The sequence below is a fragment of the Xylanimonas protaetiae genome (genome assembly GCF_004135385.1).
GTDB classification, from domain to species: domain Bacteria; phylum Actinomycetota; class Actinomycetes; order Actinomycetales; family Cellulomonadaceae; genus Xylanimonas; species Xylanimonas protaetiae.
In genome coordinates, this window is record NZ_CP035493.1 from 2,841,301 (window position 1) to 2,864,185 (window position 22,885).

At 74.1% G+C, this 22,885-nt stretch carries 22 protein-coding genes and 1 pseudogene; 19 read left to right on the top strand and 4 right to left on the bottom strand.

What is annotated here, in order from left to right; translation table 11 throughout:
- Positions 1–9: 9 nt before the first annotated feature.
- Positions 10–213, bottom strand: a complete 204-nt coding sequence (locus tag ET471_RS13145; RefSeq protein ID WP_129189006.1) for a DUF5703 family protein — start codon at positions 211–213, stop codon at positions 10–12.
- Between the two features lie 70 nt (positions 214–283).
- Here ET471_RS13145 and ET471_RS13150 point away from each other — a divergent pair, with 70 nt between their 5' ends.
- Positions 284–607: a primosomal protein gene (locus ET471_RS13150; RefSeq protein WP_129189008.1), complete on the top strand. Its 324-nt coding sequence runs from the start codon at positions 284–286 to the stop codon at positions 605–607.
- 27 nt (positions 608–634) lie between these two features.
- Here ET471_RS13150 and ET471_RS13155 read toward each other — a convergent pair whose 3' ends face one another.
- A complete protein-coding gene (locus tag ET471_RS13155) occupies positions 635–1,564 on the bottom strand; it encodes an aldo/keto reductase (RefSeq protein ID WP_425356583.1) in 930 nt (309 codons plus the stop codon).
- Positions 1,565–1,614: 50 nt separating this feature from the next.
- On the opposite strand from ET471_RS13155, the gene ET471_RS13160 reads away from it, so the two are divergent.
- Together ET471_RS13160 and mshC are read left to right on the top strand one after the other, a co-directional pair.
- Complete coding sequence (locus ET471_RS13160) at positions 1,615–2,487, top strand: undecaprenyl-diphosphate phosphatase (protein WP_129189012.1); 873 nt, start codon at positions 1,615–1,617, stop codon at positions 2,485–2,487.
- Positions 2,487–3,701 (top strand): cysteine--1-D-myo-inosityl 2-amino-2-deoxy-alpha-D-glucopyranoside ligase, encoded by a 1,215-nt coding sequence (gene mshC, locus ET471_RS13165; RefSeq protein WP_129189014.1) that lies wholly within the window; start codon positions 2,487–2,489, stop codon positions 3,699–3,701. Before ET471_RS13160 ends, mshC begins: the two co-directional genes overlap by 1 nt.
- Positions 3,702–3,705: 4 nt before the next feature.
- Here the strand turns inward: mshC and ET471_RS13170 are convergent, their stop codons facing one another.
- Complete coding sequence (locus ET471_RS13170) at positions 3,706–4,563, bottom strand: PAC2 family protein (protein WP_129189016.1); 858 nt, start codon at positions 4,561–4,563, stop codon at positions 3,706–3,708.
- Positions 4,564–4,627: 64 nt separating this feature from the next.
- Here ET471_RS13170 and ET471_RS13175 point away from each other — a divergent pair, with 64 nt between their 5' ends.
- Positions 4,628–5,305 carry an HAD family hydrolase gene (locus ET471_RS13175; RefSeq protein WP_280949871.1) on the top strand — a complete coding sequence of 226 codons (678 nt, stop codon included), beginning with the start codon at positions 4,628–4,630 and terminating at the stop codon, positions 5,303–5,305.
- Positions 5,306–5,326: 21 nt separating this feature from the next.
- On the opposite strand, the gene ET471_RS13180 is transcribed toward ET471_RS13175, so the two are convergent.
- Positions 5,327–6,169, bottom strand: a complete 843-nt coding sequence (locus tag ET471_RS13180; RefSeq protein ID WP_129189018.1) for a RecB family exonuclease — start codon at positions 6,167–6,169, stop codon at positions 5,327–5,329.
- Between the two features lie 72 nt (positions 6,170–6,241).
- Here ET471_RS13180 and ET471_RS13185 point away from each other — a divergent pair, with 72 nt between their 5' ends.
- The 15 genes and pseudogenes from ET471_RS13185 (at position 6,242) to ET471_RS13255 (ending at position 22,859) form a co-directional block, all read left to right on the top strand.
- On the top strand, positions 6,242–7,372 hold the full coding sequence (locus ET471_RS13185; RefSeq protein ID WP_242496290.1) for a site-2 protease family protein: 1,131 nt from the start codon (positions 6,242–6,244) through the stop codon (positions 7,370–7,372).
- A gap of 35 nt (positions 7,373–7,407) precedes the next feature.
- A complete protein-coding gene (locus tag ET471_RS13190) occupies positions 7,408–8,412 on the top strand; it encodes a tRNA (adenine-N1)-methyltransferase (protein ID WP_129189020.1) in 1,005 nt (334 codons plus the stop codon).
- Between the two features lie 96 nt (positions 8,413–8,508).
- Positions 8,509–10,122, top strand: a complete 1,614-nt coding sequence (arc, locus tag ET471_RS13195; RefSeq protein ID WP_129189022.1) for a proteasome ATPase — start codon at positions 8,509–8,511, stop codon at positions 10,120–10,122.
- Positions 10,123–10,156: 34 nt separating this feature from the next.
- A pseudogene (dop, locus tag ET471_RS13200) lies at positions 10,157–11,763 on the top strand (depupylase/deamidase Dop).
- A 75-nt stretch (positions 11,764–11,838) separates the two neighbouring features.
- Complete coding sequence (locus tag ET471_RS13205) at positions 11,839–12,036, top strand: ubiquitin-like protein Pup (protein WP_129189025.1); 198 nt, start codon at positions 11,839–11,841, stop codon at positions 12,034–12,036.
- Positions 12,033–12,845 carry a proteasome subunit beta gene (gene prcB / locus ET471_RS13210; protein WP_129189027.1) on the top strand — a complete coding sequence of 271 codons (813 nt, stop codon included), beginning with the start codon at positions 12,033–12,035 and terminating at the stop codon, positions 12,843–12,845. The genes ET471_RS13205 and prcB overlap by 4 nt, the downstream gene beginning before the upstream one ends.
- Complete coding sequence (gene prcA / locus ET471_RS13215) at positions 12,842–13,561, top strand: proteasome subunit alpha (RefSeq protein WP_129189029.1); 720 nt, start codon at positions 12,842–12,844, stop codon at positions 13,559–13,561. Before prcB ends, prcA begins: the two co-directional genes overlap by 4 nt.
- Positions 13,561–14,934 carry a Pup--protein ligase gene (gene pafA, locus ET471_RS13220; RefSeq protein WP_129189031.1) on the top strand — a complete coding sequence of 458 codons (1,374 nt, stop codon included), beginning with the start codon at positions 13,561–13,563 and terminating at the stop codon, positions 14,932–14,934. The genes prcA and pafA overlap by 1 nt, the downstream gene beginning before the upstream one ends.
- Positions 14,935–14,947: 13 nt before the next feature.
- The gene (locus tag ET471_RS13225) at positions 14,948–15,886 is read left to right on the top strand and encodes an FKBP-type peptidyl-prolyl cis-trans isomerase (RefSeq protein WP_129189033.1); all 939 of its coding nucleotides are present in this window, start codon (positions 14,948–14,950) and stop codon (positions 15,884–15,886) included.
- Positions 15,883–16,653 (top strand): imidazole glycerol phosphate synthase subunit HisF, encoded by a 771-nt coding sequence (gene hisF / locus ET471_RS13230; RefSeq protein ID WP_129189035.1) that lies wholly within the window; start codon positions 15,883–15,885, stop codon positions 16,651–16,653. The genes ET471_RS13225 and hisF overlap by 4 nt, the downstream gene beginning before the upstream one ends.
- A gap of 69 nt (positions 16,654–16,722) precedes the next feature.
- The gene (locus tag ET471_RS13235) at positions 16,723–18,468 is read left to right on the top strand and encodes an ABC transporter ATP-binding protein (RefSeq protein ID WP_129190998.1); all 1,746 of its coding nucleotides are present in this window, start codon (positions 16,723–16,725) and stop codon (positions 18,466–18,468) included.
- Between the two features lie 43 nt (positions 18,469–18,511).
- Positions 18,512–20,296 carry an ABC transporter ATP-binding protein gene (locus ET471_RS13240; protein ID WP_129189037.1) on the top strand — a complete coding sequence of 595 codons (1,785 nt, stop codon included), beginning with the start codon at positions 18,512–18,514 and terminating at the stop codon, positions 20,294–20,296.
- Between the two features lie 42 nt (positions 20,297–20,338).
- A complete protein-coding gene (gene hisI, locus ET471_RS13245; protein WP_129189039.1) occupies positions 20,339–20,716 on the top strand; it encodes a phosphoribosyl-AMP cyclohydrolase in 378 nt (125 codons plus the stop codon).
- Positions 20,713–22,248: an anthranilate synthase component I gene (locus ET471_RS13250; protein WP_129189041.1), complete on the top strand. Its 1,536-nt coding sequence runs from the start codon at positions 20,713–20,715 to the stop codon at positions 22,246–22,248. Before hisI ends, ET471_RS13250 begins: the two co-directional genes overlap by 4 nt.
- A complete protein-coding gene (locus ET471_RS13255; RefSeq protein ID WP_129189043.1) occupies positions 22,248–22,859 on the top strand; it encodes a Trp biosynthesis-associated membrane protein in 612 nt (203 codons plus the stop codon). The genes ET471_RS13250 and ET471_RS13255 overlap by 1 nt, the downstream gene beginning before the upstream one ends.
- Positions 22,860–22,885 lie beyond the last annotated feature (26 nt).

The window sequence follows — 22,885 nt, forward strand, 5'->3', positions numbered from 1 at the left end:
CCTCGTCCCTCAGAAGGTCGCCTCGACCTTCATCACCTTGCGGCGCAGCCACACCTTGCGGTGGCCACCGACGTACAGCCGCGTGCGGGCCAGCTCCCAGCGGCCGTACTCGGCCTCCTCGGTGAGCATCCGGCGTGCGTCGGGGACGCTGGTCGCGCGGTCGATCGTCAGCACGCGGTACTCGTAGTGGCTGTGCCCCGTTGTCTTCTTCATCTCACCGTCCAAGAGCGTCGTCGGCTGCCTTCGCCTGCCCATTCTGCCCCGCGAGCGGTAGCGTCGGACCATGACCGCTGACCCGCGTGCTGCGCTGGACCGCCTGATCGCGGCCCTGGAGGCCCACTTCGACGCGATCGTGTCGCGGCGGAGCGACGACGACCCGCGCGTCGACGACGCGTACGACGTCGTCGCCGACGCCTTCGACGTCTACGAGGACGCCCTCGCGCAGGTCCACGGTGAGGTCCTCCCGTTCGTCCTCGAGGAGGACGACGACGACGAGGACGACGAGGACGACGACGAGTCGGACGACGAGCCCGACGACGAGGACGAGGACGACGAGGAGCTGGACGACGACGAGCTCGACAGCGAGCTCGAGGACTCCCGCTCCTGACCCCGCCCCGCGGGCCGGCCGGACCCGTTACCAGCGGGCCGGGTAGCCGGGCTCGATCGACGACACGTCGTCGAGCGCCGCGTGCACCTCGTCGGGCAGCGTGAGGTCCGCCGCGGCGAGCGCCTGACGGAGCTGGCCGGGCGTGCGTGCGCCCACGATCGCCGACGCGACGCCCTCGCGCGCGAGCACCCACGCGAGCGCGATCTCGGCGGGCGTGCGGCCCAGGCCCTGGGCGGCGACCGCGACCGCGTCGACGACGGTCGCGCAGCGGTCCGTCAGGTACGGGTCGACGAACGTCGCCAGGTGCGGCGACGCCGCGCGCGAGTCCGCGGGCACCGTGCGCCGGTACTTGCCGGTGAGCACGCCGCGGCCGAGCGGCGACCACGCGAGCAGCCCCATCCCGAGCGCGGACGCCGCGGGCTGCACCTCCCGCTCGACGCCGCGTTCCAGCAGCGAGTACTCGACCTCCAGCGCCGTGAGCCCGACGTCGTCGAGCAGCGACGCGGCGCGCGCGGACGCCCAGCCGGGGTGGTTGGACAGGCCGACGTAGCGGGCGCGACCGCTCGTGACCGCGAGCCGGAGCGCGGAGACCGTCTCCTCGAGCGGCGTCGCGGGGTCGGGGCGGGCCACGAGGAACACGTCGACGTGGTCGGTGCGCAGCCGCTCGAGCGAGCCGTCGAGGTCGGCGAGGAGGCCGCGGCGCGACGCGTCGCGACCGCCCATGGTGCACAGCACGACCTCGTCGCGCGGCACGGTGCCGTCGAGCAGCGCGCCCAGCACGCGCTCGGCGTCGCCGCCGGCGTAGGTCGCGGCGGTGTCGACGAGCGTCCCGCCCGCGTCCAGGAAGTCGCGCACCTGCTCGGAGGCGTCGTCAGGGGAGGTGTCACGGCCCCACGTCATCGTGCCCAGGCCGACGACGGACGCACGCAGACCTGACGCACCGACATGACGCTCCATCACCCGCGCAGGTTATCCGCCCCGCGTGACAGCGGATAAGGTCGTCGCTCGTGAGTGCGTGGGAAGCCATCGTCCTTGGCCTGGTGCAGGGCCTGACCGAGTTTCTGCCGATCTCCTCGAGCGCGCACCTGCGCATCGTCGGCAGCCTGATCGGCTCCGGCGACCCTGGGGCGGCGTTCACCGCCATCACCCAGATCGGCACGGAGACCGCCGTCGTCCTGTACTACCGGCGCACCATCCGCGACATCCTCGTCGACTGGTGGAAGGCGCTGCGCGGCGACGACGGCCCCGACCGCGCCGCCCGCTTCGGCGCGCACCGCCAGAACGCGCGGATGGCCTGGTACATCGTCCTGGGGTCGATCCCGATCGTGTTCCTCGGCCTGCTGCTGCAGGACTGGATCGAGACGTCCTTCCGCAACCTCTGGATCACGGCCACCATGCTCGCCGTGTTCGGCCTGCTGCTCGGCTGGGCCGACAAGATCGGCGAGCGGCGCCGCACGCTGCAGGAGCTCACGCCCCGGCGGGCGATCGCCTACGGCCTCGCGCAGTCGCTCGCGCTGGTGCCGGGCGTCTCGCGCTCGGGCGGCACGATCACGGCGGGCCTCCTCATGGGCTTCACCCGCAAGGCGGCCGCGGACTACGCGTTCCTGCTGGCGATCCCGGCCGTCATGGGCTCCGGGTTCTTCCAGCTCTTCCGCTCGCTCGGCGACAACCCGCCGCCCAACGCGCCCGGCGGGCTCGAGACGCTCATCGCCACGATCATCGCGTTCGCGGTCGGCTACGTCGTCATCATCGGCTTCCTCAAGCTGATCTCGACGCACTCCTACCGCGGGTTCGTGGTCTACCGCCTGATCCTGGCCGTCGTCGTCGTGATCCTGCTGGTCGTGGGCGTGCTCACCCCGCTGTCCGGGTACTTCGCCTGATGCGCGCCTGGACCGCGCCGGACGTCCCGACGCTGCCCCGGGCCGGGGCAGCGGCCCCGGTGCTCGTGCACGACTCGACGACGCGCGCCCTCGTCGAGGCGGCACCGGGCGCCGCGGCGACCCTGTACGCCTGCGGCATCACGCCGTACGACGCCACGCACCTGGGCCACGCCAACACCTACCTGGCGTTCGACCTGCTCCAGCGGGCGTGGCTCGACGCGGGCAAGACCGTCGTCTACACGTCGAACGTCACCGACGTCGACGACCCGCTGCTGGAGCGCGCGACCGCCACGGGTGTCGACTGGCGTGACCTCGCGCTCGAGCAGACCGAGCTGTACCGCACGGACATGACGGCGCTGCGCATGCTGCCGCCCGCGACCTGGACGGGCGCGGTGGAGTCGATCCCCGCCGTCGTCGAGGCCGTCACGGCGCTGCTCGACGCCGGGGCCGCCTACCGGGTGGACCGGGACGTGTACGCGGACCTGTCCGCGGACGCCGCCTTCGGGACCGTCGCCGGGTTCGACGCCGCGACGATGCGCGGCCTCTTCGCCGAGCGCGGCGGCGACCCCGACCGCCCCGGCAAGCGTCACCCGCTCGACCCCGCCCTGTGGCGCGGCGAGCAGCCCGGCGAGCCCTCGTGGGACGGCGGCGGGCTCGGCCCGGGCCGCCCCGGCTGGCACATCGAGTGCGCGGTCATCGCCCGCGACGGGCTCGGCCTGCCGTTCGACGTGCAGGGCGGGGGAGCGGACCTGCTCTTCCCGCACCACGAGATGTCGACGTCGCACGCCCGCCTCCTCGGCGGCGGGTCCGCGCGCGTCCACGTCCACGCCGGGCTGCTCGCGTACGAGGGCCACAAGATGAGCAAGTCGCGCGGCAACCTGGTGTTCGTCTCCCGCCTGCTCGCCGCCGGGACCGACCCGATGACGATCCGTCTCGCCCTGCTGGCCCACCACTACCGCGAGGAGTGGGAGTGGACCGACGCGGAGCTGGGCACCGCCCAGCGCCGTCTCGACCGGTGGACCGCGGCGATCCTCACCCCGTCGGACGACGGAGAGCCGGCCTCGGAGGTGCTCGACGAGGTCCGGGCAGCCCTGGCCGCCGACCTCGACGCGCCGCGCGCGCTCGCCGCGGTCGACCGCTGGGCGGCGCACCCCGGCGGGGACGCGGACGTCGTCGTCGCCGCCGTGGACGCCCTGCTGGGCGTCGAGCTGTAGCCGCCTACTGGTCCTTGCCCGAGTCGCGGCGCTTGAGCCAGCGCTCGAACTCCCGGGCGATGGCCTCCCCGGACGCCTCCGGCAGGTCGGCGGTGTCCTTGGCCTCCTCGAGCTGCTTGACGTACTCGGCGATCTCCGCGTCCTCGCCCGCGAGCTCGTCGACGCCGTGCTGCCACGCCGTCGCGTCGTCCGGCAGCTCGCCCAGCGGGATCGACTCGCCCAGCAGCTCCTCGATGCGCGTGAGGATCGCGAGCGTCGCCTTGGGCGACGGGGGGTTCGCCACGTAGTGCGGCACCGCCGCCCACAGCGACACCGACTGGAGCCCGCGCGCGGACGCCTCGTGCTGGAGCACGCCCACGATGCCCGTCGGCCCCTCGTACGTGTTCGGCTCCACATCGGGCAGCACGGCGCGCAGGCCCTCCGAGTCGCTCGTCGCGGTCAGCGGGATGGGGCGCGTGTGCGGGACGTCCGCGAGCAGCGCGCCGAGCGTCACCACCGTGCGGACCTCGTGCTCCGCGGCGAGGTCCAGCAGCTCCGTGCAGTAGCGCCGCCACCGCATCGACGGCTCGATGCCGTGCACCAGCACCACCTTGCGGTGCGGCAGCTGCGCCACCCACACCGACGTCGTCGGCCAGGTGATCTCACGGGTGCCGTCCGGGCCGGGGCCGATCATCGGCCGGTTCACCTGGAAGTCGTGGTACTCCTCGGGGTCGAGCTCGCCGACCTTGTGCGCGTCCCACACCTCGCCCAGGTGCTCCAGAGCGCTCGTCGCGGCGCTGCCCGCGTCGTTCCAGCCCTCGAAGGCGGCGATGAGCACCGTGTTGCGGGCGGAGTGACGCCCGGTGGGGGAGGTCGAGGTCATTGACTCACCCTAGGGCGTTACGCTCGCTCCCGTCCCCGAAGCGTCGCCTCGCTGGAGCCTGCCCGTGACCCTGTCCGACACCCTTCCCGCCGCCGTCCTGTGGGACATGGACGGCACCCTCGTCGACACGGAGCCGTACTGGATCGCCGCCGAGCACGAGCTCGTCGCCGAGCACGGCGGCACCTGGTCGCACGAGCAGGCGCTCCAGCTCGTCGGCAACTCCCTCGTCGCCTCCGCGCGCATCCTCCAGGGTGCCGGCGTGCGCCGGGGCGAGGAGGAGATCGTCGAGTACCTGCTCGACCGCGTCGTCGCGTCCGTCCAGAGGCACGTCCCCTGGCGGCCCGGCGCCCGCGAGCTGCTCGCGGCGCTCGCCGCCGCCGGGGTGCCGTGCGCGCTCGTCACGATGTCGTACCGGCGGTTCGCGGCCGAGGTCGTGGCCCAGACGGACGGTGCGCTGCGCGTCGTCGTCGCCGGCGACGACGTCGTCCACGGCAAGCCGCACCCCGAGGCGTACCTGACGGCCGCCGAGCGGCTGGGCGTGCCGATCGCGGAGTGCGTCGCCATCGAGGACTCGCCCACGGGCATCGCGTCCGCGCTGGCCTCGGGAGCGCGGACGCTGGGCGTCGAGGCCGTGGTGCCCGTGCTGCCGCAGCCCGGCCTCAGCCGCGCGCGCTCGCTGGAGCAGGTGTCGCTGCGCACGATCGCGCAGATCGGCGCGGGGCGCGTCGTCGACCTGCACTGACGAACCGGCCGGCGCGGCCGGTCAGCTCAGGCCCAGCCGCTCCGCCGCCAGCGCGGGGTCGAGGTCCGGCGCCGTGCCCTCGAACTCCGGGCACACCGCCTGGTGGGCGCACCAGCCGCACAGCGCGGACCTCCGGGGCCGGAAGTCGCCCGCCCGCCCGGCCTTCTCGATGGCCGCCCACAGCGAGCGCACCTTCTGCTCCGTCAGCTCCAGCTCGCGCTCGCGCGGCTCCGCGCGCAGCACCTGGCCGTCGCCCAGGTAGACGAGCTGGAGCATCTTGGGCAGCACGCCCCGCTCGCGCCACAGCACGAGCCCGTAGAACCGCATCTGGAACAGCGCGTTCCCCTCGTACCCGGGGCGCGGCGACCGACCGGTCTTGTAGTCGACGACGCGCAGCGCGCCGTCGGGTGCGACGTCGAGCCGGTCGACGATCCCGCGCAGCAGCGGGCCCTCCGCGAGGCGGTGCTCGACGCGCAGCTCGCGCGCCTCCGGCTGCAGCCGGTTCGGGTCCTCGAGCGTGAAGTACGTGCTCAGCAGGCGGCCCGCGCCGTCGAACCAGCCGTCGTCCGTGACGAGCTCCTGGTAGCGCGGCTCCGAGTCCAGGAGCCGCTGCCACTCGCCCGGCAGCAGCGAGAGCGCCGCCTGCGGCGTGCGCTCGCCGCGGGGGGCGTCGTAGAGCCGTTCCAGCACCGAGTGCACCAGCGTGCCGCGCGCCGCCGCCGACGACGGGGGCTCCGGCAGCCGGTCGATCGTCCGGAACCGGAACAGCAGCGGGCACTGCATGAAGTCGTTCGCGCGCGACGGGGACAGCGCAGGGGACCGGGGCGGGTCCGCGACCGGCACCGCCGGGGTCGTCGTCGTCATGGCGCCACCCTAGGCGTGCGCACCGACACCCCCGCCGAGGCTGTCCCCAGCGCGCGCCGTTACGCTGCGCCGGTGACCTCCTCGCAGCCCCGCTCCCGCGGCTGGGTGATCGGCAAGCTCGCCGGCGCACCCGTGATCGTGACCCCGTCCTGGTTCGTGGCGGCGGTCGTGCTCACGATCCTGTTCGCCCCGACCGTGCGCGGCTTCGCGCCCGGCCTCGCGAACGGCGGGGTGATGCTCGTCGCGTTCTCGTTCGTGCTGCTGCTCTTCGTCAGCGTCTTCTGCCACGAGGCCGCGCACGCGTTCGTCGCCCGGTCGCGCGGCCACCGGGTCACCGAGCTGGCCATGACCCTGTGGGGCGGCCACACCGCGTACACGGGCACGCAGAAGCACCCGCTCGACGGGGCGCTCGTCGCCGTCGTCGGGCCGGTCACCAACCTGGTGCTCGCGGGCGCGTTCTGGCTCGGGTTCCAGGCGATCCCCACGGCGACCGTGCCCGCGCTGCTGCTCTACGCGGCCTTCTTCTCGAACGTGTTCGTCGGCCTCTTCAACCTGCTCCCCGGGCTGCCCCTGGACGGCGGGCAGATCCTTGAGGCGCTCGTGTGGAAGGGCACCGGCTCGCGCCGCCGCGGCACCGTCGCGGCCGGGTGGATCGGCCGGGTCGTCGCCGTCGGCGTGCTCGCCTGGGCGCTCGTCCTGCCGGGCCTGCGGGGCGCCCAGCCCACCATCTCCACCGTCGTCTGGGCTGCGATCGTCGGCGCGTTCCTCTGGCAGGGCGCCGGCGACGCCATCCGCAACGCCCGACGGCGCGAGGTCGTCGAGACGCTCAGCGTCCGGGCGCTCGCGGGCCGCGCGGTCCCCGTCGCCAGCGGCACGAGCGTCGCCGACGCGGCCCGCGCCGTCACGGGCGTCCCCGACGCCGCGCTCGTCGTCGTCGACGCCGCCGGGGCGCCGCTCGGCTGGGTCGACCCCGCGGCCGCCGCCACGGTGCCGCCCGCCGCCGCGGGGGCGACGCCCGTCGACGCCGTCGTCGTGCCGTTCCCGCCGGGGTCCGCCGTCGACGCCGGCCTGGGCGGCGCCGCGCTGCTCGAGCACCTCGCCGCGACGTCGGCCGGGGCGCGCATCGTGCCCGTCGTCGAGCGCGGCCGCGCGACCGGGGTGCTCGACGTCGCCCGCGTGGCCGCGGCGCTGCGCCCCTCCTGAACGTCCCGCCGCCCCGCCGGGTAGGCTCGTCGGCCGTGACCACCACTCCCACCGGCGCTGATCTCCGCCGAGGCCCGTTCCGCATCGGCGACAAGGTGCAGCTGACCGACCCGCGCGGCCGCATGCACACCATCGAGCTCAAGCCGGGTGGCACGTTCCACACCCACAAGGGCTACTTCAAGCACGAGGACCTCATCGGCAGGCCCGAGGGCTGGGTGGTCACCAACACCGCCGAGGTGGAGTACCTCGCCCTGCGCCCCCTGCTGAGCGACTACGTGCTGTCCATGCCGCGCGGCGCCGCCGTCGTCTACCCGAAGGACGCCGGGCAGATCGTGCAGATGGCGGACATCTACCCGGGCGCCGTGGTGGTCGAGGCCGGCGTGGGCTCGGGCGCGCTGACCATGTCCCTGCTGCGCGCCGTCGGCGACGGCGGCACGCTCCACTCGATCGAGCGCCGCGACGACTTCGCGGCGATCGCCAAGGGGAACGTGGAGACGTTCTTCGGCGGCGAGCACCCCGCGTGGCACCTGCACTCGGGCGACTTCGCCGACGTCGTCGTCAAGATCGCGGCCCCCGGCAGCGTGGACCGCGTGGTGCTCGACATGCTCGCCCCGTGGGAGAACCTCGACGCCGCCGCGACCGTGCTCGCGCCCGGCGGCGTGTTCCTCGCCTACGTGGCCACGGCGACGCAGCTGTCGCGCCTCGCCGAGGACCTGCGGACCGACGGCCGGTTCGCCGAGCCCGTCGCGTGGGAGTCGATGGTGCGCGGCTGGCACCTCGAGGGTCTCGCGGTGCGCCCGCAGCACCGCATGATCGGGCACACCGGCTTCCTGCTCACGTCGCGCCGGCTGGCGGACGGCGTCGTGCCCCCGGAGCGCAAGCGCCGCCCGGCCAAGGGCTCGTACCCGACGACGGACGAGGCCGGGTGGACCGAGGAGGACCTGGGCGGACGCCCCGTCTCGGACAAGAAGCTCCGCAAGATCGTGCGGGGCTTCGAGCCCGCCGACCAGCCTGCCGAGGGTCCCGCCGACGCCTCCTGAGAAACGCGTGGAATCCACGCGCATCCTCCACGCGTTCCCGCGTAGGGTGCTGTTCCCGGGGGGCTGGTCCTCCGGGTTGCACGGGAGGGGACCCGCATGACCGAGAACCCTGGCCAGAACGCACAGCTCGCGCTGCTCGCAGCCAAGAACGAGCGGCTCGCCGAGGCGCTGCGCGCCGCCCGCGACCAGATCGTGGAGCTCCGCTCCCAGATCGACGAGCTCGCCAAGCCCCCCGGGACGTACGCGACGTTCCTCGCCGCGCACGAGGACGGCTCCGTCGACATCTCGTCGGCCGGGCGCAAGATGCACGTCGGGGCCAGCCCGTCGCTCGACGTCTCGCGCCTCCAGCCCGGCCAGGAGGTCAAGCTCAACGAGGCCATGACCGTCGTCGAGGCGGGCGGCTTCGAGCGCGTCGGCGAGCTGGTCACGGTCAAGGAGGTCCTCGACGAGGAGCGCGTGCTCGTCGTCGGGCGTGCGGACGAGGAGCGCGTGGTGCGCCTGGCCGGGCCGGTGCGCGACCGCGCGCTGCGGGTGGGCGACTCGCTCACCGTGGACGTGCGGGCCGGCTTCGTGTTCGAGGTGGTGCCCAAGTCCGAGGTCGAGGAGCTCGTCCTCGAGGAGGTCCCGGACATCAGCTACGAGGACATCGGCGGCCTGGGCAGGCAGATCGAGGCCATCCGCGACGCCGTCGAGCTGCCCTTCGCGCACCCCGACCTGTTCCGCGAGCACGGGCTGCGCCCGCCCAAGGGCGTGCTGCTCTACGGCCCGCCCGGCTGCGGCAAGACGCTCATCGCCAAGGCCGTCGCGGCGTCGCTCGCGACCATGGTCGACCCCGACGGCAGCGAGGGCGCGAAGTCGTTCTTCCTCAACGTCAAGGGCCCCGAGCTGCTCAACAAGTACGTCGGCGAGACGGAGCGGCACATCCGCCTGATCTTCGCCCGCGCCCGCGAGAAGGCTTCCCAGGGCATGCCCGTCGTCGTGTTCTTCGACGAGATGGAGTCGCTCTTCCGCACGCGCGGCACGGGCCTGTCGTCCGACGTCGAGACGACGATCGTGCCGCAGCTCCTCGCCGAGATCGACGGCGTCGAGCGCCTCGACAACGTCATCGTCATCGGCGCCTCGAACCGCGAGGACATGATCGACCCGGCGATCCTGCGCCCCGGGCGCCTGGACGTGAAGATCAAGATCGAGCGGCCCGACGCCGAGGGCGCCCAGGAGATCTTCGGCAAGTACCTCACGCCCGACCTGCCCATCCACCCCGACGACCTGGCCGAGCACGGGCAGGACAAGGCGGAGGCCGTCGAGGCGATGATCCGCTCGGTGGTCGAGCGCATGTACGCCGAGGACGAGGAGAACCAGTTCCTCGAGGTGACCTACGCCTCGGGCGACAAGGAGATCCTCTACTTCAAGGACTTCAACTCGGGCGCGATGATCCAGAACGTCGTCGACCGCGCGAAGAAGACGGCCATCAAGGACTTCCTGGCCACGGGCCAGCGGGGCATCCGGGTGGACCACCTGCTCACCGCGTGCGTGGACGAGTTCAAGGAGAACGAGGACCTGCCCAACACCACCAACCCCGACGACTGGGCCCGCATCAGCGGCAAGAAGGGCGAGCGGATCGTGTTCATCCGCTCGATCGTCCAGAAGAAGGGCGAGCAGGGGGCACCGCGCACGATCGAGCAGGTCACGAGCACCGGGCAGTACCTATGAGCAAGGTGCAGGACCTGTGAGCGTGCGTCGCGTGATGGGCATCGAGACCGAGTACGGCGTGCTCGCCCCCGGGCGGCCCGCCGCGAACCCGATGCTGCTCTCCAGCCAGGTGGTCACCACGTACCGCGCCCTCGTGGCGCGGGCGGGTGCCCGCCCGGCCGCACGGTGGGACTACGACGACGAGGACCCGCTCGCGGACGCGCGCGGGTTCCACGTGCGGCGGTCGGCGGCGCACCCGTCGATGCTCACGGACGACCCGGCGCAGCTCGCGCCGGCTGGCCCGGCGCTGCACGACGTCGCCCGCAACGACCTCGACGAGGCCGACGACCCGAGCGCCGCGAACTGCATCCTGACCAACGGCGCCCGGCTCTACGTCGACCACGCGCACCCGGAGTACTCCTCGCCCGAGGTCACCGGCCCGCGCGACGCCGTGCTGTGGGACGTCGCGGGGAGCGGGTCATGCTCGCGGCGAGCCGGGCGGCGTCGAGCCAGCCCGGCGGCGGCGACCTGGTGCTCTACAAGAACAACGTCGACGGCAAGGGCGCGAGCTACGGCACCCACGAGAACTACCTCGTGGACCGCGCGGTGCCCTTCACGGTCATCACCGAGCTGCTGACGGCGTTCCTCGTGACGCGGCAGGTGTTCACCGGCTCGGGCCGCGTCGGGCTCGGGCCGTCGGGCGACCGCCCCGGCTTCCAGATGGCGCAGCGCGCGGACTACATGGAGGCGGAGGTCGGCCTCGAGACGACGCTGCGCCGCCCCATCGTCAACACGCGCGACGAGCCGCACGCCGACCGTGCCCGCTGGCGGCGCCTGCACCTGATCATCGGCGACGCGAACCTCTTCGAGGTGGCCACGTACCTCAAGCTCGGCACGACGTCGCTGGTGCTGTGGGTGCTCGAGCACCTCGACGACCTCGCCGAGCGCGGGTTCTCCGCCCGCGCGGAGCTCGCCGGGCTGCGCCTTGCCGACCCGGTCGCCGACGTGCGGCGCGTCTCGCGCGACATCGACCTGGTCGCCAAGCTCGAGCTCGTCGACGGGCGCACCATGTCGGCCCTCGAGGTCCAGGAGGCGTACGCCACCGTCGTCGGGCGGGCGCTCGAGCTCCTCGGCCCGGCGCGCGAGGCCGACGGCGAGACGTACGCGGTGCTCGACCGCTGGCGCTCGCTCGTCGCGCGGCTCGGCACGGACCCGGAGGGCTGCGCGCGCGAGGTCGAGTGGATCGCCAAGCGGCGCCTGCTCGAGGGCCTGCGCCGTCGCGACGGGCTCGCGTGGGACCACCCCCGCCTCGGCGCCCTGGACCTGCAGTGGTCCGACGTGCGCCCGGAGCGGTCGGTGTACCACCGGCTCGTGGCGAGCGGTGCGGTCGAGCGGCTCGTCGACGAGGACGCCGTCGCCGACGCCGTCCACCACGCGCCCACCGACACGCGCGCGTACTTCCGCGGCGAGGTCATGGCCCGCTACCCGGACCAGGTGTCGGCCGCGAGCTGGGACTCGGTGATCTTCGACGTGCCCGGCGCGGCCGCCCTCCAGCGCGTGCCGATGCTCGACCCGCTGCGCGGCACGCGCGCCCACATCGGCGCCCTGCTCGACGCGAGCGACGACGTCGGCGCGCTGCTCGCGGGCCTACGCGGGGAATGAAACGCCCGTCGCCCGCGCCCCACGGACCGGCGCGGGCGGCATAAGGTAGCGGCAGGTTCGCTCCAGGAGGTTGTCATGGCAGGCCAGGAACGCATCACCCCGCAGCACGAGGACCGCACGCCCGACGACGACGCCGACGTCCCGGCCCCGGCCGCGCCCGCGGCCCAGGACCGTGACGCCGAGGTCGACGCCCTGCTCGACGAGATCGACGACGTGCTGGAGACGAACGCCGAGCAGTTCGTCCGCGGGTTCGTCCAGAAGGGCGGCCAGTGAGCGACGCGGGCCGGCTCGGGGATGCCTTCCTGCGCCCCGGGTCGTCGTCGTTCCTGGACTTCCTGAAGGACCACGCGCCCGAGCTGCTGCCCGGGCGCGTGGACGCTGCGGGCGGCGCCGCGCTCGCCCCGCACGCCACGACGATCGTCGCGCTGACGTTCGAGGGCGGCGTCGTCATGGCAGGCGACCGGCGGGCCACGGCGGGCACGATGATCGCCAGCCGGGAGATCGAGAAGGTGTTCCCGGCCGACGACTACTCGGCGATCGGCATCTCGGGCGCGGCCGGCATCGGCGTGGACCTGGCCAAGCTGTTCCAGCTCGAGCTCGAGCACTACGAGAAGATCGAGGGCTCGCTGCTCAGCCTCGACGGCAAGGCGAACCGCCTGGCGACGCTGCTGCGCGCGAACCTGCCGCTCGCCATCCAGGGGTTCGTCGTCGTGCCGCTCTTCGCGGGCTACGACCTGGACCGCGGCACGGGGCGCATCTTCAGCTACGACGCCACGGGCGGCCGGTACGAGGAGCACGAGCACCACGGCACGGGATCCGGCTCGATCTTCGCGCGGGGCGCGCTCAAGAAGCTCTGGACGCCCGGCATGGACGAGGCGCAGGCCGTGCGGGTGGCCGTCGAGGCGCTCTACGACGCCGCCGACGACGACTCCGCGACCGGCGGCCCCGACCCCGTGCGGCGCATCTGGCCCGTCGTCGCGACGGTGACCGCCCTGGGCTACCAGCGCGTGGCGGAGGACGAGCTCGCCGCCGTCGTGGGCGCTCTCGTCACGGCCCGCACCGAGGGGAGGCGACTCGCATGACCATGCCCTTCTACGTCTCGCCCGAGCAGCTCATGAAGGACCGGGCGGACTTCGCGCGCAAGGGCATCGCGCGCGGCCGCTCCGTCGTCGTGCTCCAGTACGACGACGGCATCCTCTTCGCCACCGAGAACCCGTCCCGGGCGCTGCACAAGATCTCGGAGATCTACGACCGCATCGCGTTCGCCGCGGTGGGCAAGTACAACGAGTTCGAGAACCTGCGCGTCGCCGGGGTGCGCTACGCCGACCTGCGCGGCTACTCCTACGACCGGGCCGACGTGACGGCCCGCGGCCTGGCGAACGCGTACGCGCAGACGCTCGGCACCGTGTTCACCACGGAGTCGAAGCCGCTCGAGGTCGAGCTCGTGGTCGCGGAGGTGGGCGCCACGCCCGACGCCGACCAGGTCTACCGCCTGTCCTACGACGGGTCGGTGGCCGACGAGCGCGGCCACGTCGTCATGGGCGGGCAGGCCGAGCAGCTCGGCAAGCGGCTGGGCGACGGGTGGCGCGAGGGCCTGACCCTCGCGGAGGCGCTCGCGCTCGCCACGACGACGCTGGGCGCCGTCGGCACCGACGGGCAGCTGCTGGCCGAGGGCGCGGAGCGGGACATCGACGGGGCGCAGCTCGAGGTCGCCGTGCTCGACCGGGCGCGCCCGCGCCGGGCGTTCCGCCGGCTCCAGGGCGCGGCGCTCGCGGCAGTCCGGGAGGTGGAGGCCTGATGGACCGGAGGATCTTCGGCCTCGAGACCGAGTACGGCGTCACGTGCGCGGCCCCGGACGGGCGCGGCCTGTCCGCCGACGAGGTGGCCCGCTACCTGTTCCGCAAGGTCGTCGCGTGGGGCCGGTCGTCCAACGTGTTCCTGCGCAACGGGTCGCGGCTCTACCTCGACGTCGGCTCGCACCCCGAGTACGCGACCGCGGAGTGCGACGACGTCCGCCAGCTCGTCACGTACGACAAGGGCGGCGAGCGGATCCTCGAGGGGCTCGTCGCGGACGCGCAGCAGCGCCTGGAGCACGAGGGCCTGCCCGGCAAGGTGCACCTGTTCAAGAACAACACCGACTCCGCGGGCAACTCCTACGGCTGCCACGAGAACTACCTGGTGCGCCGGCAGGGCGACTTCGCCCGGCTGAGCGACATCCTGGTGCCGTTCCTCATCACGCGGCAGGTGCTCGTGGGCGCCGGCAAGGTGCTCGCGACCCCGCGCGGCTCTGTCTACTGCCTCTCGCAGCGGGCCGACCACATCTGGGAGGCCGTCTCGTCGGCGACGACGCGCAGCCGGCCCATCATCAACACGCGCGACGAGCCGCACGCCGACGCCGAGTTCTACCGCCGCCTGCACGTCATCGTCGGCGACTCGTCGATGGCGGAGCCGACGACGATGCTCAAGGTCGGGTCCACCGACCTGGTGCTGCGCCTCGTCGAGGCGGGCGTCATCATGCGCGACCTCACGCTGGAGAACCCGATCCGGGCGATCCGCGAGATCAGCCACGACCGCACCGGACGCCACCCCGTGCAGCTCGCGGACGGGCGCACGATGAGCGCCGTCGACATCCAGTCGGAGTACTTCCGCCGGGTGCGCGAGCACGTCGACGCGCATGGCGTGGGCGAGGGGGACCCCTCGCCGACGACGAAGGCCGTGCTCGACCTGTGGGAGCGGGGCCTGCACGCCCTGGAGACCGGGAACCTGAGCGCCGTCGAGCGCGAGCTCGACTGGGTCATCAAGCTGCGGCTCATCGAGCGGTACCAGGCCAAGCACGACCTGTCGCTCGACGACCCGCGCATCGCCCGGCTCGACCTGGCCTACCACGACATCTCGCGCACGGAAGGGCTGTACAACCTGCTCGCGGCGCGCGGCATGGTCGAGCGGGTCACCACCGACCTGGAGATCCTCGAGTCGACGGCGGTGCCGCCGCCCACGACGCGCGCCAAGCTGCGCGGCGACTTCGTGCGCGCCGCGCAGGACGCCCGCCGCGACTACACGGTCGACTGGGTGCACCTGAAGCTCAACGACCAGGCGCAGCGCACCGTGCTGTGCAAGGACCCGTTCCGCTCGGTCGACGAGAGGGTGGACAGGCTCATCGAGAGCATGTGACACCATCGACGCCGTGTCACGCTCCACCCTGGTCTCGCTGCTCGCCGTGCTCGCGCTGCTCCTGACGGGGTGCGACACCGTCGGGGCCGCCGCGCAGCCGCAGGTCTCGCAGGCCCCCGTCGAGGTCACGGGCGAGGCGGGCCAGGAGCCGGTGCTCACGTACGAGCAGCCGCTGGCGATCACCCAGCCCGGCACGCGCACCGTGTGGCCGGGCACGGGCGAGCCGCTCGTCGAGGGCGGCCCGGTGCTGCTGAACCTCTACGCGCAGGACGGCCGGGACGGCTCGGTGGTGCAGTCGACCTTCACCGACGCGCCCGCGTGGCACACGATGAGCGTGACGTCGCTCGGCGCGAACCTGCACGAGGCGCTCCAGGGCTCGCGGGTGGGCGCCCGCCTGCTGTTCCTGGAGGAGGACGGCGGGATGCCCCTCGTCCTGGTCGTCGACGTGCTGCCCACGCGCGCGTCGGGCACGCCCGTCGACCGGCGCGACGGCCTGCCCCGCGTGACGCTGGCCGACGACGGCGCCCCGACGGTCGACGTCCCCGCGGACACCGCCCCGCCGACCGACCTGGTGGTGCAGCCGCTCGTGCGTGGCACAGGCCCGCAGGTCGAGGTCGGCGAGGTCGTCACCGTCCGCTTCACCGGGGTGCGCTGGGACGACGGCGGCGTGTTCGACACCACGTGGGACACCCCCGACGGCCCCGAGGCCGTGCAGTCGCTGATGATCGGCATCGGCCAGGTCATCGACGGCTGGGACGAGGGCCTGCTGGAGCAGACCGTCGGGTCGCAGGTCTTGCTCGTGGTGCCCCCGTCGCTCGGCTACGGTGGGACCTCGAACCCCCTCGCCGACCAGACCCTGGTCTACGTCGTCGACATCCTCGACGCCCACTACCAGGTCACGGAGGCGCCCGCCGAGGCGCCCTCCGACCAGCCCCGAGAAGGAGCATCGTGACGGTCTCCGTCCGCGTCATCCCGTGCCTCGACGTCGACGCCGGACGCGTCGTCAAGGGCGTCAACTTCCAGGGCCTGCGCGACGCCGGCGACCCGGTCGAGCTCGCCGCCCGGTACGACGCCGAGGGCTGCGACGAGCTGACCTTCCTGGACGTCTCGGCGTCGTCGGGCGGGCGCGAGACCATGGTCGACGTGGTGCGCCGCACGGCCGAGCAGGTGTTCGTGCCCCTCACCGTGGGCGGCGGCGTCCGCAGCACCGACGACGTCGACCGGCTGCTGCGGGCCGGCGCCGACAAGGTGGGCGTCAACACGGCCGCGATCGCCCGCCCGGAGCTGGTCGCCGAGATCGCCGACCGCTTCGGCTCCCAGGTGCTCGTGCTGTCCGTCGACGCGCGCCGTGTCACCGGGGACACGCGCACCGAGTCGGGCTTCGAGGTCACGACGCACGGCGGCCGCCGCGGCACGGGCATCGACGCCGTCGCGTGGGCCGAGCGGGCCGCCGCGCTGGGGGCCGGCGAGATCCTGCTCAACTCGATGGACGCCGACGGCACCAAGGACGGGTTCGACCTGGAGATGCTGCGCGAGGTCCGCTCGCGCGTGCACGTGCCGCTCATCGCCTCGGGCGGCGCCGGCAAGCCCGACGACTTCGTCGAGGCGGCCCGCGCGGGCGCCGACGCCGTGCTCGCCGCGTCGGTGTTCCACTTCGGCCAGCTCACGGTCGGGCAGGTCAAGGACGCCATGCGCGGCGCCGGGCTCGAGGTGCGCTGAGGCGTGGGCACGCCCATCGGCCTGACCGGCTCGCGCACGCGCAGGTCCGCCCAGCTCGTCTGGCGGGGCATGAGGTCCTCGCCGCGCATCTACGTCCTCGCCGTGCTCGGCTCCGCGCTCTTCGGCGCCGCGACCGTCGCGGTGTCCCGCGCGGTCGGCTGGGCTACCGACGCCGTCGTCGTGCCCGCCATCGCCGGCGACGAGACCGCCCGCGGGCGCATCTGGCTCGCCGGCCTGGTGCTCGTGGGCGTGGCGGTCACGCTCACCGTCGGCGTGTGGTGCCGCCGCGTGTGGGCCGGCTGGGGCTACGTCGACGTCGGCGCCGCGCACCGCCGCAAGCTCGCCGACGCCTACCTGCGCCTGCCGCTGTCCTGGCACCGCGCGCACCCCGCCGGGCAGCTGCTCGCGCACGCCGGCGCCGACGTCGAGGCCGCCACCGGCGTGTTCAACCCCCTGCCGTTCGCGCTCGGCGTCGTCGTCATGATCCTCGTCGCCACCGTGATGCTCCTCGCTGTCGACCCGCTGCTGGCGCTCGCGGCGCTCGTGATCATCCCGCTGGCCGTGCTGGTCAACGTCGTCTTCCAGCGGCACATGGCCCCGGCCGTGATGACGGCGCAGCGCCTGCGCGGCGAGGTGTCCGACGTCGCGCACGAGTCGTTCGAGGCGGCCCTGCTCGTCAAGGCGCTCGGCACCGCGGACCGCGAGGAGGAGCGCTTCGCCGAGCGCACCGACGAGCTCCGCGCCGCCGCCACGCGCGTCGGCGCGGTGCGCGCGGTCTTCGACCCCGTCATCGACCTGCTGCCGAACCTCGGCACGCTCCTCGTGCTCGGCGTGGGCACGTGGCGGGCCACCACGGGCGCGGTCGCCGCGGGCGACGTCGTCACCGCCGCGTACCTGCTGACCATCATGTCCATCCCGGTGCGCTCCTTCGGCTGGGTGCTGGGTGAGCTGCCGCGCGGCCTCGTCGGCTACGACCGCATCGCCGCCGTCGTCGACCGGCGCGAGGCGCTCGAGCCCGGCAGCGCGACCCTCCCGTCCGCGGAGGGCGGCCTGGCCGTGCGCTTCGAGGGCGTCGGGCTCGACGTGCCGGCCGCCGGGCACGGCGTCGTCACGCTCCTCGACGACGTCGTCGTCGAGGTCGCCCCCGGCACCACCGTCGCGGTCGTGGGCTCGACCGGCGCCGGCAAGACGACGCTCGTCTCGCTGCTCGCCCGCCTGTCCGACCCCACGCGCGGCCGCGTGCTGCTCGACGGCGTCGACGTGCGCGACCTCGCCGCCGGGCAGGTGCCCGGGAACGTCGCGCTCGTCGCCCAGTCCACGTTCGTCTTCGAGGACACCGTGCGCGGCAACGTTACGCTCGCCGAGAACGGCGACGGCCCGTACGACGACGCCGCCGTCTGGGAGGCCCTGCGCCTCGCCCGGCTCGACGAGGTCGTCGCCGACCTGCCCGGCGGCCTCGACGCCCCGCTCGGCGAGCGCGGCGCCAACCTGTCCGGCGGCCAGCGGCAGCGTCTTGCGATCGCCCGCGCGCTCGTGCGCCGCCCGCGCCTCCTGGTGCTCGACGACGCCACCTCCGCCGTCGACCCGCGCATCGAGCAGGAGATCCTGCGCGGCTTCGGCGCGACCGGCACCACCGTCGTCATGGTCGCCTACCGCATGTCGTCGGTGGCGCTCGCGGACGCCGTGGTGCACCTCGAGGGCGGGCGGGTCGTCGACGTGGGCACGCACGACGAGCTCCTCGCGCGCGACGAGGGCTACCGCGCGATCGCCACGGCCTACGAGAACGAGACCCGTCGCCGCGAGGAGGCCGCATGACCGCGCCCCGTGACCTCGCCCGCGACCGTGCGGGGGCCTCGCGATGAGCGCCTCGATCGGCTCCGTGTCCGACCTCGGCGTCCTCGCGACGCTGCGCCGCGGCGCCCAGATCAGCCCGCAGATCGTCCAGGGCATCGGCTGGACCCTGCTGCTCGCGGTGCTCGCCGCGGGCGGCCGCGTCGTCGTGCCGCTCGCTGTCCAGGGCACGATCGACGACGGCATCCTCGCCACGGGTGGGCCCGACGCCCGCCGCGTGGTGCTCATGGTCGGGCTCGCCGCCGCCGCCCTGCTCGTGGCGGGCACGTGCGCCTCGCTCGTGAACCTGCGCCTGGTGTCCCGCACCGAGGCGGGCCTCGCGTCCCTGCGCGTGCGGGCGTTCCGGCACGTGCACGACCTGGCGACGCTCACGCAGTCCACCGAGCGGCGCGGCTCGCTCGTCTCACGCGTCACCAACGATGTCGACACCATCTCGATGTTCGTCCAGTGGGGCGGCATCATGCTCGTCGTCTCGACGCTCCAGGTGCTCGTCGCCACGGTGCTCATGGCCACCTACTCGTGGCAGCTCACGCTCGTGGTCTGGGCCTGCTTCGTGCCGCTCTTCCTGGTCATGCGGTACGGCCAGCGCTGGGTCGCCGCCCGCTACACGCAGGTCCGCGAGCGGGTCGGGGCGATGCTCGGCGCGATCTCCGAGGCCGTCGTCGGCGCCGAGACCGTGCGCGCCTACGGCGTCGCGGCCCGCACCGGCGCCCGCATCGAGAGGTCGGTCGAGGACACGCGCCTGGCCCAGGGCAGGGCCCAGGTGCTCGTCGCCTCGACGTTCTCCAGCGGCACGCTGCTCGCCAACCTCGCGCTCGCCGCCGTCGTGGTGATGGGCGCGCGGCTGGGCGTCGCGGGGGAGATGACCGCCGGCCAGGTGGTCGCGTTCCTGTTCCTCGTGCAGCTGTTCACCGGGCCCGTGCAGCAGGCCACCGAGATCCTCAACGAGCTCCAGAACGCCGTCGCCGGCTGGCGGCGCGTGCTCGCCGTCATCGAGACGACGGTCGAGGTCGCGGAGGCGCCCGACGCGGTCGGCTCCCCGCGCGGACCCGCCCAGGTGTCCCTGCGCGGCGTCCGGTTCGCCTACCCCGGCGGGCCCGAGGTGCTGCACGGCGTGGACGTCGACCTGCCCGCGCGGGCCAAGGTCGCCGTCGTCGGGCAGACCGGCTCGGGCAAGACGACGATCGCCAAGCTCGTCACGCGCCTCATGGACCCCACCGCGGGCCAGGTGCTGCTCGACGGCGTCGACCTGCGCGCGCTCACGCTGGCCTCGCTGGGCGAGCGCGTCGTGCTCGTGCCGCAGGAGGGCTTCCTGTTCGACGGCACGGTGCTCGCGAACGCGGCGTACGGGCTGCGGGAGGCGGTGCCCGACGCGCGCGAGCGCGTGCTCGCCGCCTTCGAGGCGCTCGGCCTCACGGACTGGCTCGCGGACCTGCCGCAGGGCGTCGACACGCCCGTCGGGCAGCGCGGCGAGGCGCTGAGCGCGGGGGAGCGGCAGCTCGTCGCGATCGCGCGCGCCTACCTCGCGGCACCCGACCTGCTCGTGCTCGACGAGGCCACCTCGGCCGTCGACCCGGCCACCGAGGTGCGGATCGCCCGCGCGCTCGACTCGCTGACGTCCGGTCGCTCGACCATCACGATCGCGCACCGCCTCTCGACCGCAGAGGCGAGCGACCTCGTCGTCGTCGTCGACGCCGGGCACGTGGCCGAGGTGGGCTCGCACGCCGAGCTCGCCGCCGCCGACGGCGTGTACGCGCGGATGCACGCGGCGTGGGTGGCCCAGACCCGCTGAGAGCGGTCCGAGCAGGGCGGCGGCGCATGGAAGGATGACCTCGTGCCTGACACCCTCGACCCCGAGATCGCGTCCCGCCTCAAGCGGGACGACCACGGGCTCGTCGCAGCGATCGTCCAGCAGCACGACACCGGCGAGGTGCTCATGCTCGGCTGGATGGACGACGAGGCGCTGCGTCGCACCCTCACCACGGGCCGCGTGACCTTCTGGTCCCGGTCCCGGGGGGAGTACTGGCGCAAGGGGGACACGTCCGGGCACCAGCAGTACGTGAAGTCCGTGGCGATCGACTGCGACGGCGACGCGCTGCTCGTGCGCGTGGACCAGGTGGGCGCCGCGTGCCACACCGGGGAGCGCACGTGCTTCCTCGCGGGCGGCGACCTGCCCGCCGTCGTCGGCTCGCGCCCGGAGGTCGCCCCGTGACCGCGCTGCCCTGGGGCGAGACCTCGCCCACCGTCGAGGGCTTCCGTGCGCTGGCCGCGGCGGGCCGCCGCGTCATCCCCGTCGTGCGCCGCGTCCTGGCCGACGACACCACCCCGGTGGGCCTGTACCGGACCCTCGCGCACGGCGTGCCCGGGTCGTTCATCCTCGAGTCCGCCGACTCGTCCGGCGCCTGGGCGCGCTGGTCGTTCGTGGGCGTCGCCTCGCGCGCCCAGCTCGTCTCGCGAGGCGGGCAGGCGTCGTGGAGCGGCGACGTCCCGGCGGGCATCCCGCAGGAGGGCGACGTCGTCGACGTCCTCGAGGCGACGCTCGAGGCGCTGCGGACCGAGCCCGTCGAGGGCCTGCCGCCCTTCACGGGCGGCATGGCCGGCGTGCTCGGCTGGGACGTCGTGCGGCACTGGGAGCCGACCCTGCCGGCGACCGCCCCCGACGAGCTCGGCGCCCCCGAGCTGGCCCTGTGCCTGGCCACGGACCTCGTCGCGATCGACCACCACACCGGCTCGGTGTGGCTCATCGCCAACGCCATCAACATGGACGACACCGACGCGCGCGTCGACTGGGCGCACGCCGACGCCGTCGCCCGCCTGGACGCCCTCGAGGCGCGCCTCGCCGCGGGCGGCCCCCGCGTCACGACGGTGCTCGACCCCGGGGCGGCCGAGCCGGAGCTCGAGTTCCGCACCGCGCGCGAGGACTTCGAGGCCGCCGTCGAGGCGGGCAAGGTCGCGATCCGCGACGGCGAGGTCTTCCAGGTGGTCGTCTCCCAGCGCCTCGACCTGGACTGCCCGGCCGACCCGCTGGACGTCTACCGGGCGCTGCGCACCATCAACCCGTCGCCGTACATGTACTTCTTCCGGCTCGCCGACGCGCAGGGCCGCGGGTTCCACGTCGTCGGCTCCAGCCCGGAGACGCTCGTCAAGGTCGACGGCGGGCACGTGACCACCTACCCGATCGCCGGGTCGCGCCCCCGCGGCGCCACGGTCGAGGAGGACGTCGCGCTCGGCGAGGGCCTGTTCGAGGACCCGAAGGAGCGCTCCGAGCACGTCATGCTCGTCGACCTCTCCCGCAACGACCTGGTCAAGGTGTGCGAGCCGACGTCGGTCGAGGTCGTCGAGTTCATGAAGCTGCGCCGGTTCAGCCACATCATGCACCTGTGCTCCACCGTCGTCGGGCGGCTGCGCCCGGGCCGCACGGCCCTGGAGACGTTCAAGGCGACGTTCCCGGCGGGCACGCTCTCCGGGGCGCCCAAGCCGCGCGCCATCGCCCTGATCGACGAGCTCGAGCCCGCCTCGCGCGGGATCTACGGTGGCACCGTGGGGTACTTCGACTTCGGCGGCAACATGGACATGGCCATCGCGATCCGCACGGCGTTCCTGCGCGACGGCCGCGCGAGCGTCCAGGCGGGCGGCGGCATCGTCGCCGACTCCGTCCCCGCGCTCGAGTACGCCGAGTCGCGCAACAAGGCCGCCGCCGCGGTCCGCGCCGTCCAGCTCGCAGCGCGCTTCAGGGCGTTGTGATGCCGCAGGAGCCGCAGGGCGCACCGCGGACCGGCCCGCTCACCCGGGGCCGGGCCGCGCTGCTGCTCGTCGTCCTGGGCGCGCTCGTGCTCGCGACGGCCGGGCCCGCCTGGGTGCACGCCCGCACGGCGACGGCGCTCGACCCGTCCGTCGCTGTGGCCGTCACCGGCGGCGCCGCCGCGCCCGCCGTCAACGCCGCCGCGTTCGTGGTCGTCGCCGCCGGGCTCGCGCTCGCCCTCGTGGGCCGCCGCGCCCGCTGGGTCGTGCTCGCCGTCGTCGCGGCCTCGGGCGTCCTGGTCGCGGCGTCGTCCGTCGGCGTCGCGCTGCACCCCGACGACGTCGCCGCCGCCGGGGCGGGGGAGAGCGTCGGGGTCACCGACCTCACGGCTCCCGCGACCGTGACGGCGTGGCCCTGGCTGGCCGCCGTCGTGGGCGTGCTCGTCGTCGTCGCCGCCGTCGCGACCGGCGTGCTCGCGCGACGATGGACGGCGACGTCGTCGCGGCACGAGCGCACGCCCGCCGCACCCGGTCCCGACCGCACCGTGGACAGCCACGACGCCTGGGACGCACTGACCCGAGGATCGGATCCGACCGCTCCGCAGGACCGATAGGCTGGCCCCTGCCGACCAGCCACAGA

Excerpts from the sequence above, each read along its gene's own strand:
- ET471_RS13145 (WP_129189006.1), bottom strand. The coding sequence starts at position 213 with ATGAAGAAGACAACGGGGCACAGCCACTACGAGTACCGCGTGCTGACG.
- pafA (WP_129189031.1), top strand. The coding sequence starts at position 13,561 with ATGGACCGGAGGATCTTCGGCCTCGAGACCGAGTACGGCGTCACGTGC.
- arc (WP_129189022.1), top strand. The coding sequence starts at position 8,509 with ATGACCGAGAACCCTGGCCAGAACGCACAGCTCGCGCTGCTCGCAGCC.
- ET471_RS13170 (WP_129189016.1), bottom strand. The coding sequence starts at position 4,563 with ATGACCTCGACCTCCCCCACCGGGCGTCACTCCGCCCGCAACACGGTG.
- ET471_RS13240 (WP_129189037.1), top strand. The coding sequence starts at position 18,512 with ATGAGCGCCTCGATCGGCTCCGTGTCCGACCTCGGCGTCCTCGCGACG.
- prcA (WP_129189029.1), top strand. The coding sequence starts at position 12,842 with ATGACCATGCCCTTCTACGTCTCGCCCGAGCAGCTCATGAAGGACCGG.
- ET471_RS13255 (WP_129189043.1), top strand. The coding sequence starts at position 22,248 with ATGCCGCAGGAGCCGCAGGGCGCACCGCGGACCGGCCCGCTCACCCGG.
- ET471_RS13180 (WP_129189018.1), bottom strand. The coding sequence starts at position 6,169 with ATGACGACGACGACCCCGGCGGTGCCGGTCGCGGACCCGCCCCGGTCC.
- ET471_RS13155 (WP_425356583.1), bottom strand. The coding sequence starts at position 1,564 with ATGGAGCGTCATGTCGGTGCGTCAGGTCTGCGTGCGTCCGTCGTCGGC.
- ET471_RS13235 (WP_129190998.1), top strand. The coding sequence starts at position 16,723 with ATGAGGTCCTCGCCGCGCATCTACGTCCTCGCCGTGCTCGGCTCCGCG.
- mshC (WP_129189014.1), top strand. The coding sequence starts at position 2,487 with ATGCGCGCCTGGACCGCGCCGGACGTCCCGACGCTGCCCCGGGCCGGG.
- ET471_RS13205 (WP_129189025.1), top strand. The coding sequence starts at position 11,839 with ATGGCAGGCCAGGAACGCATCACCCCGCAGCACGAGGACCGCACGCCC.
- ET471_RS13150 (WP_129189008.1), top strand. The coding sequence starts at position 284 with ATGACCGCTGACCCGCGTGCTGCGCTGGACCGCCTGATCGCGGCCCTG.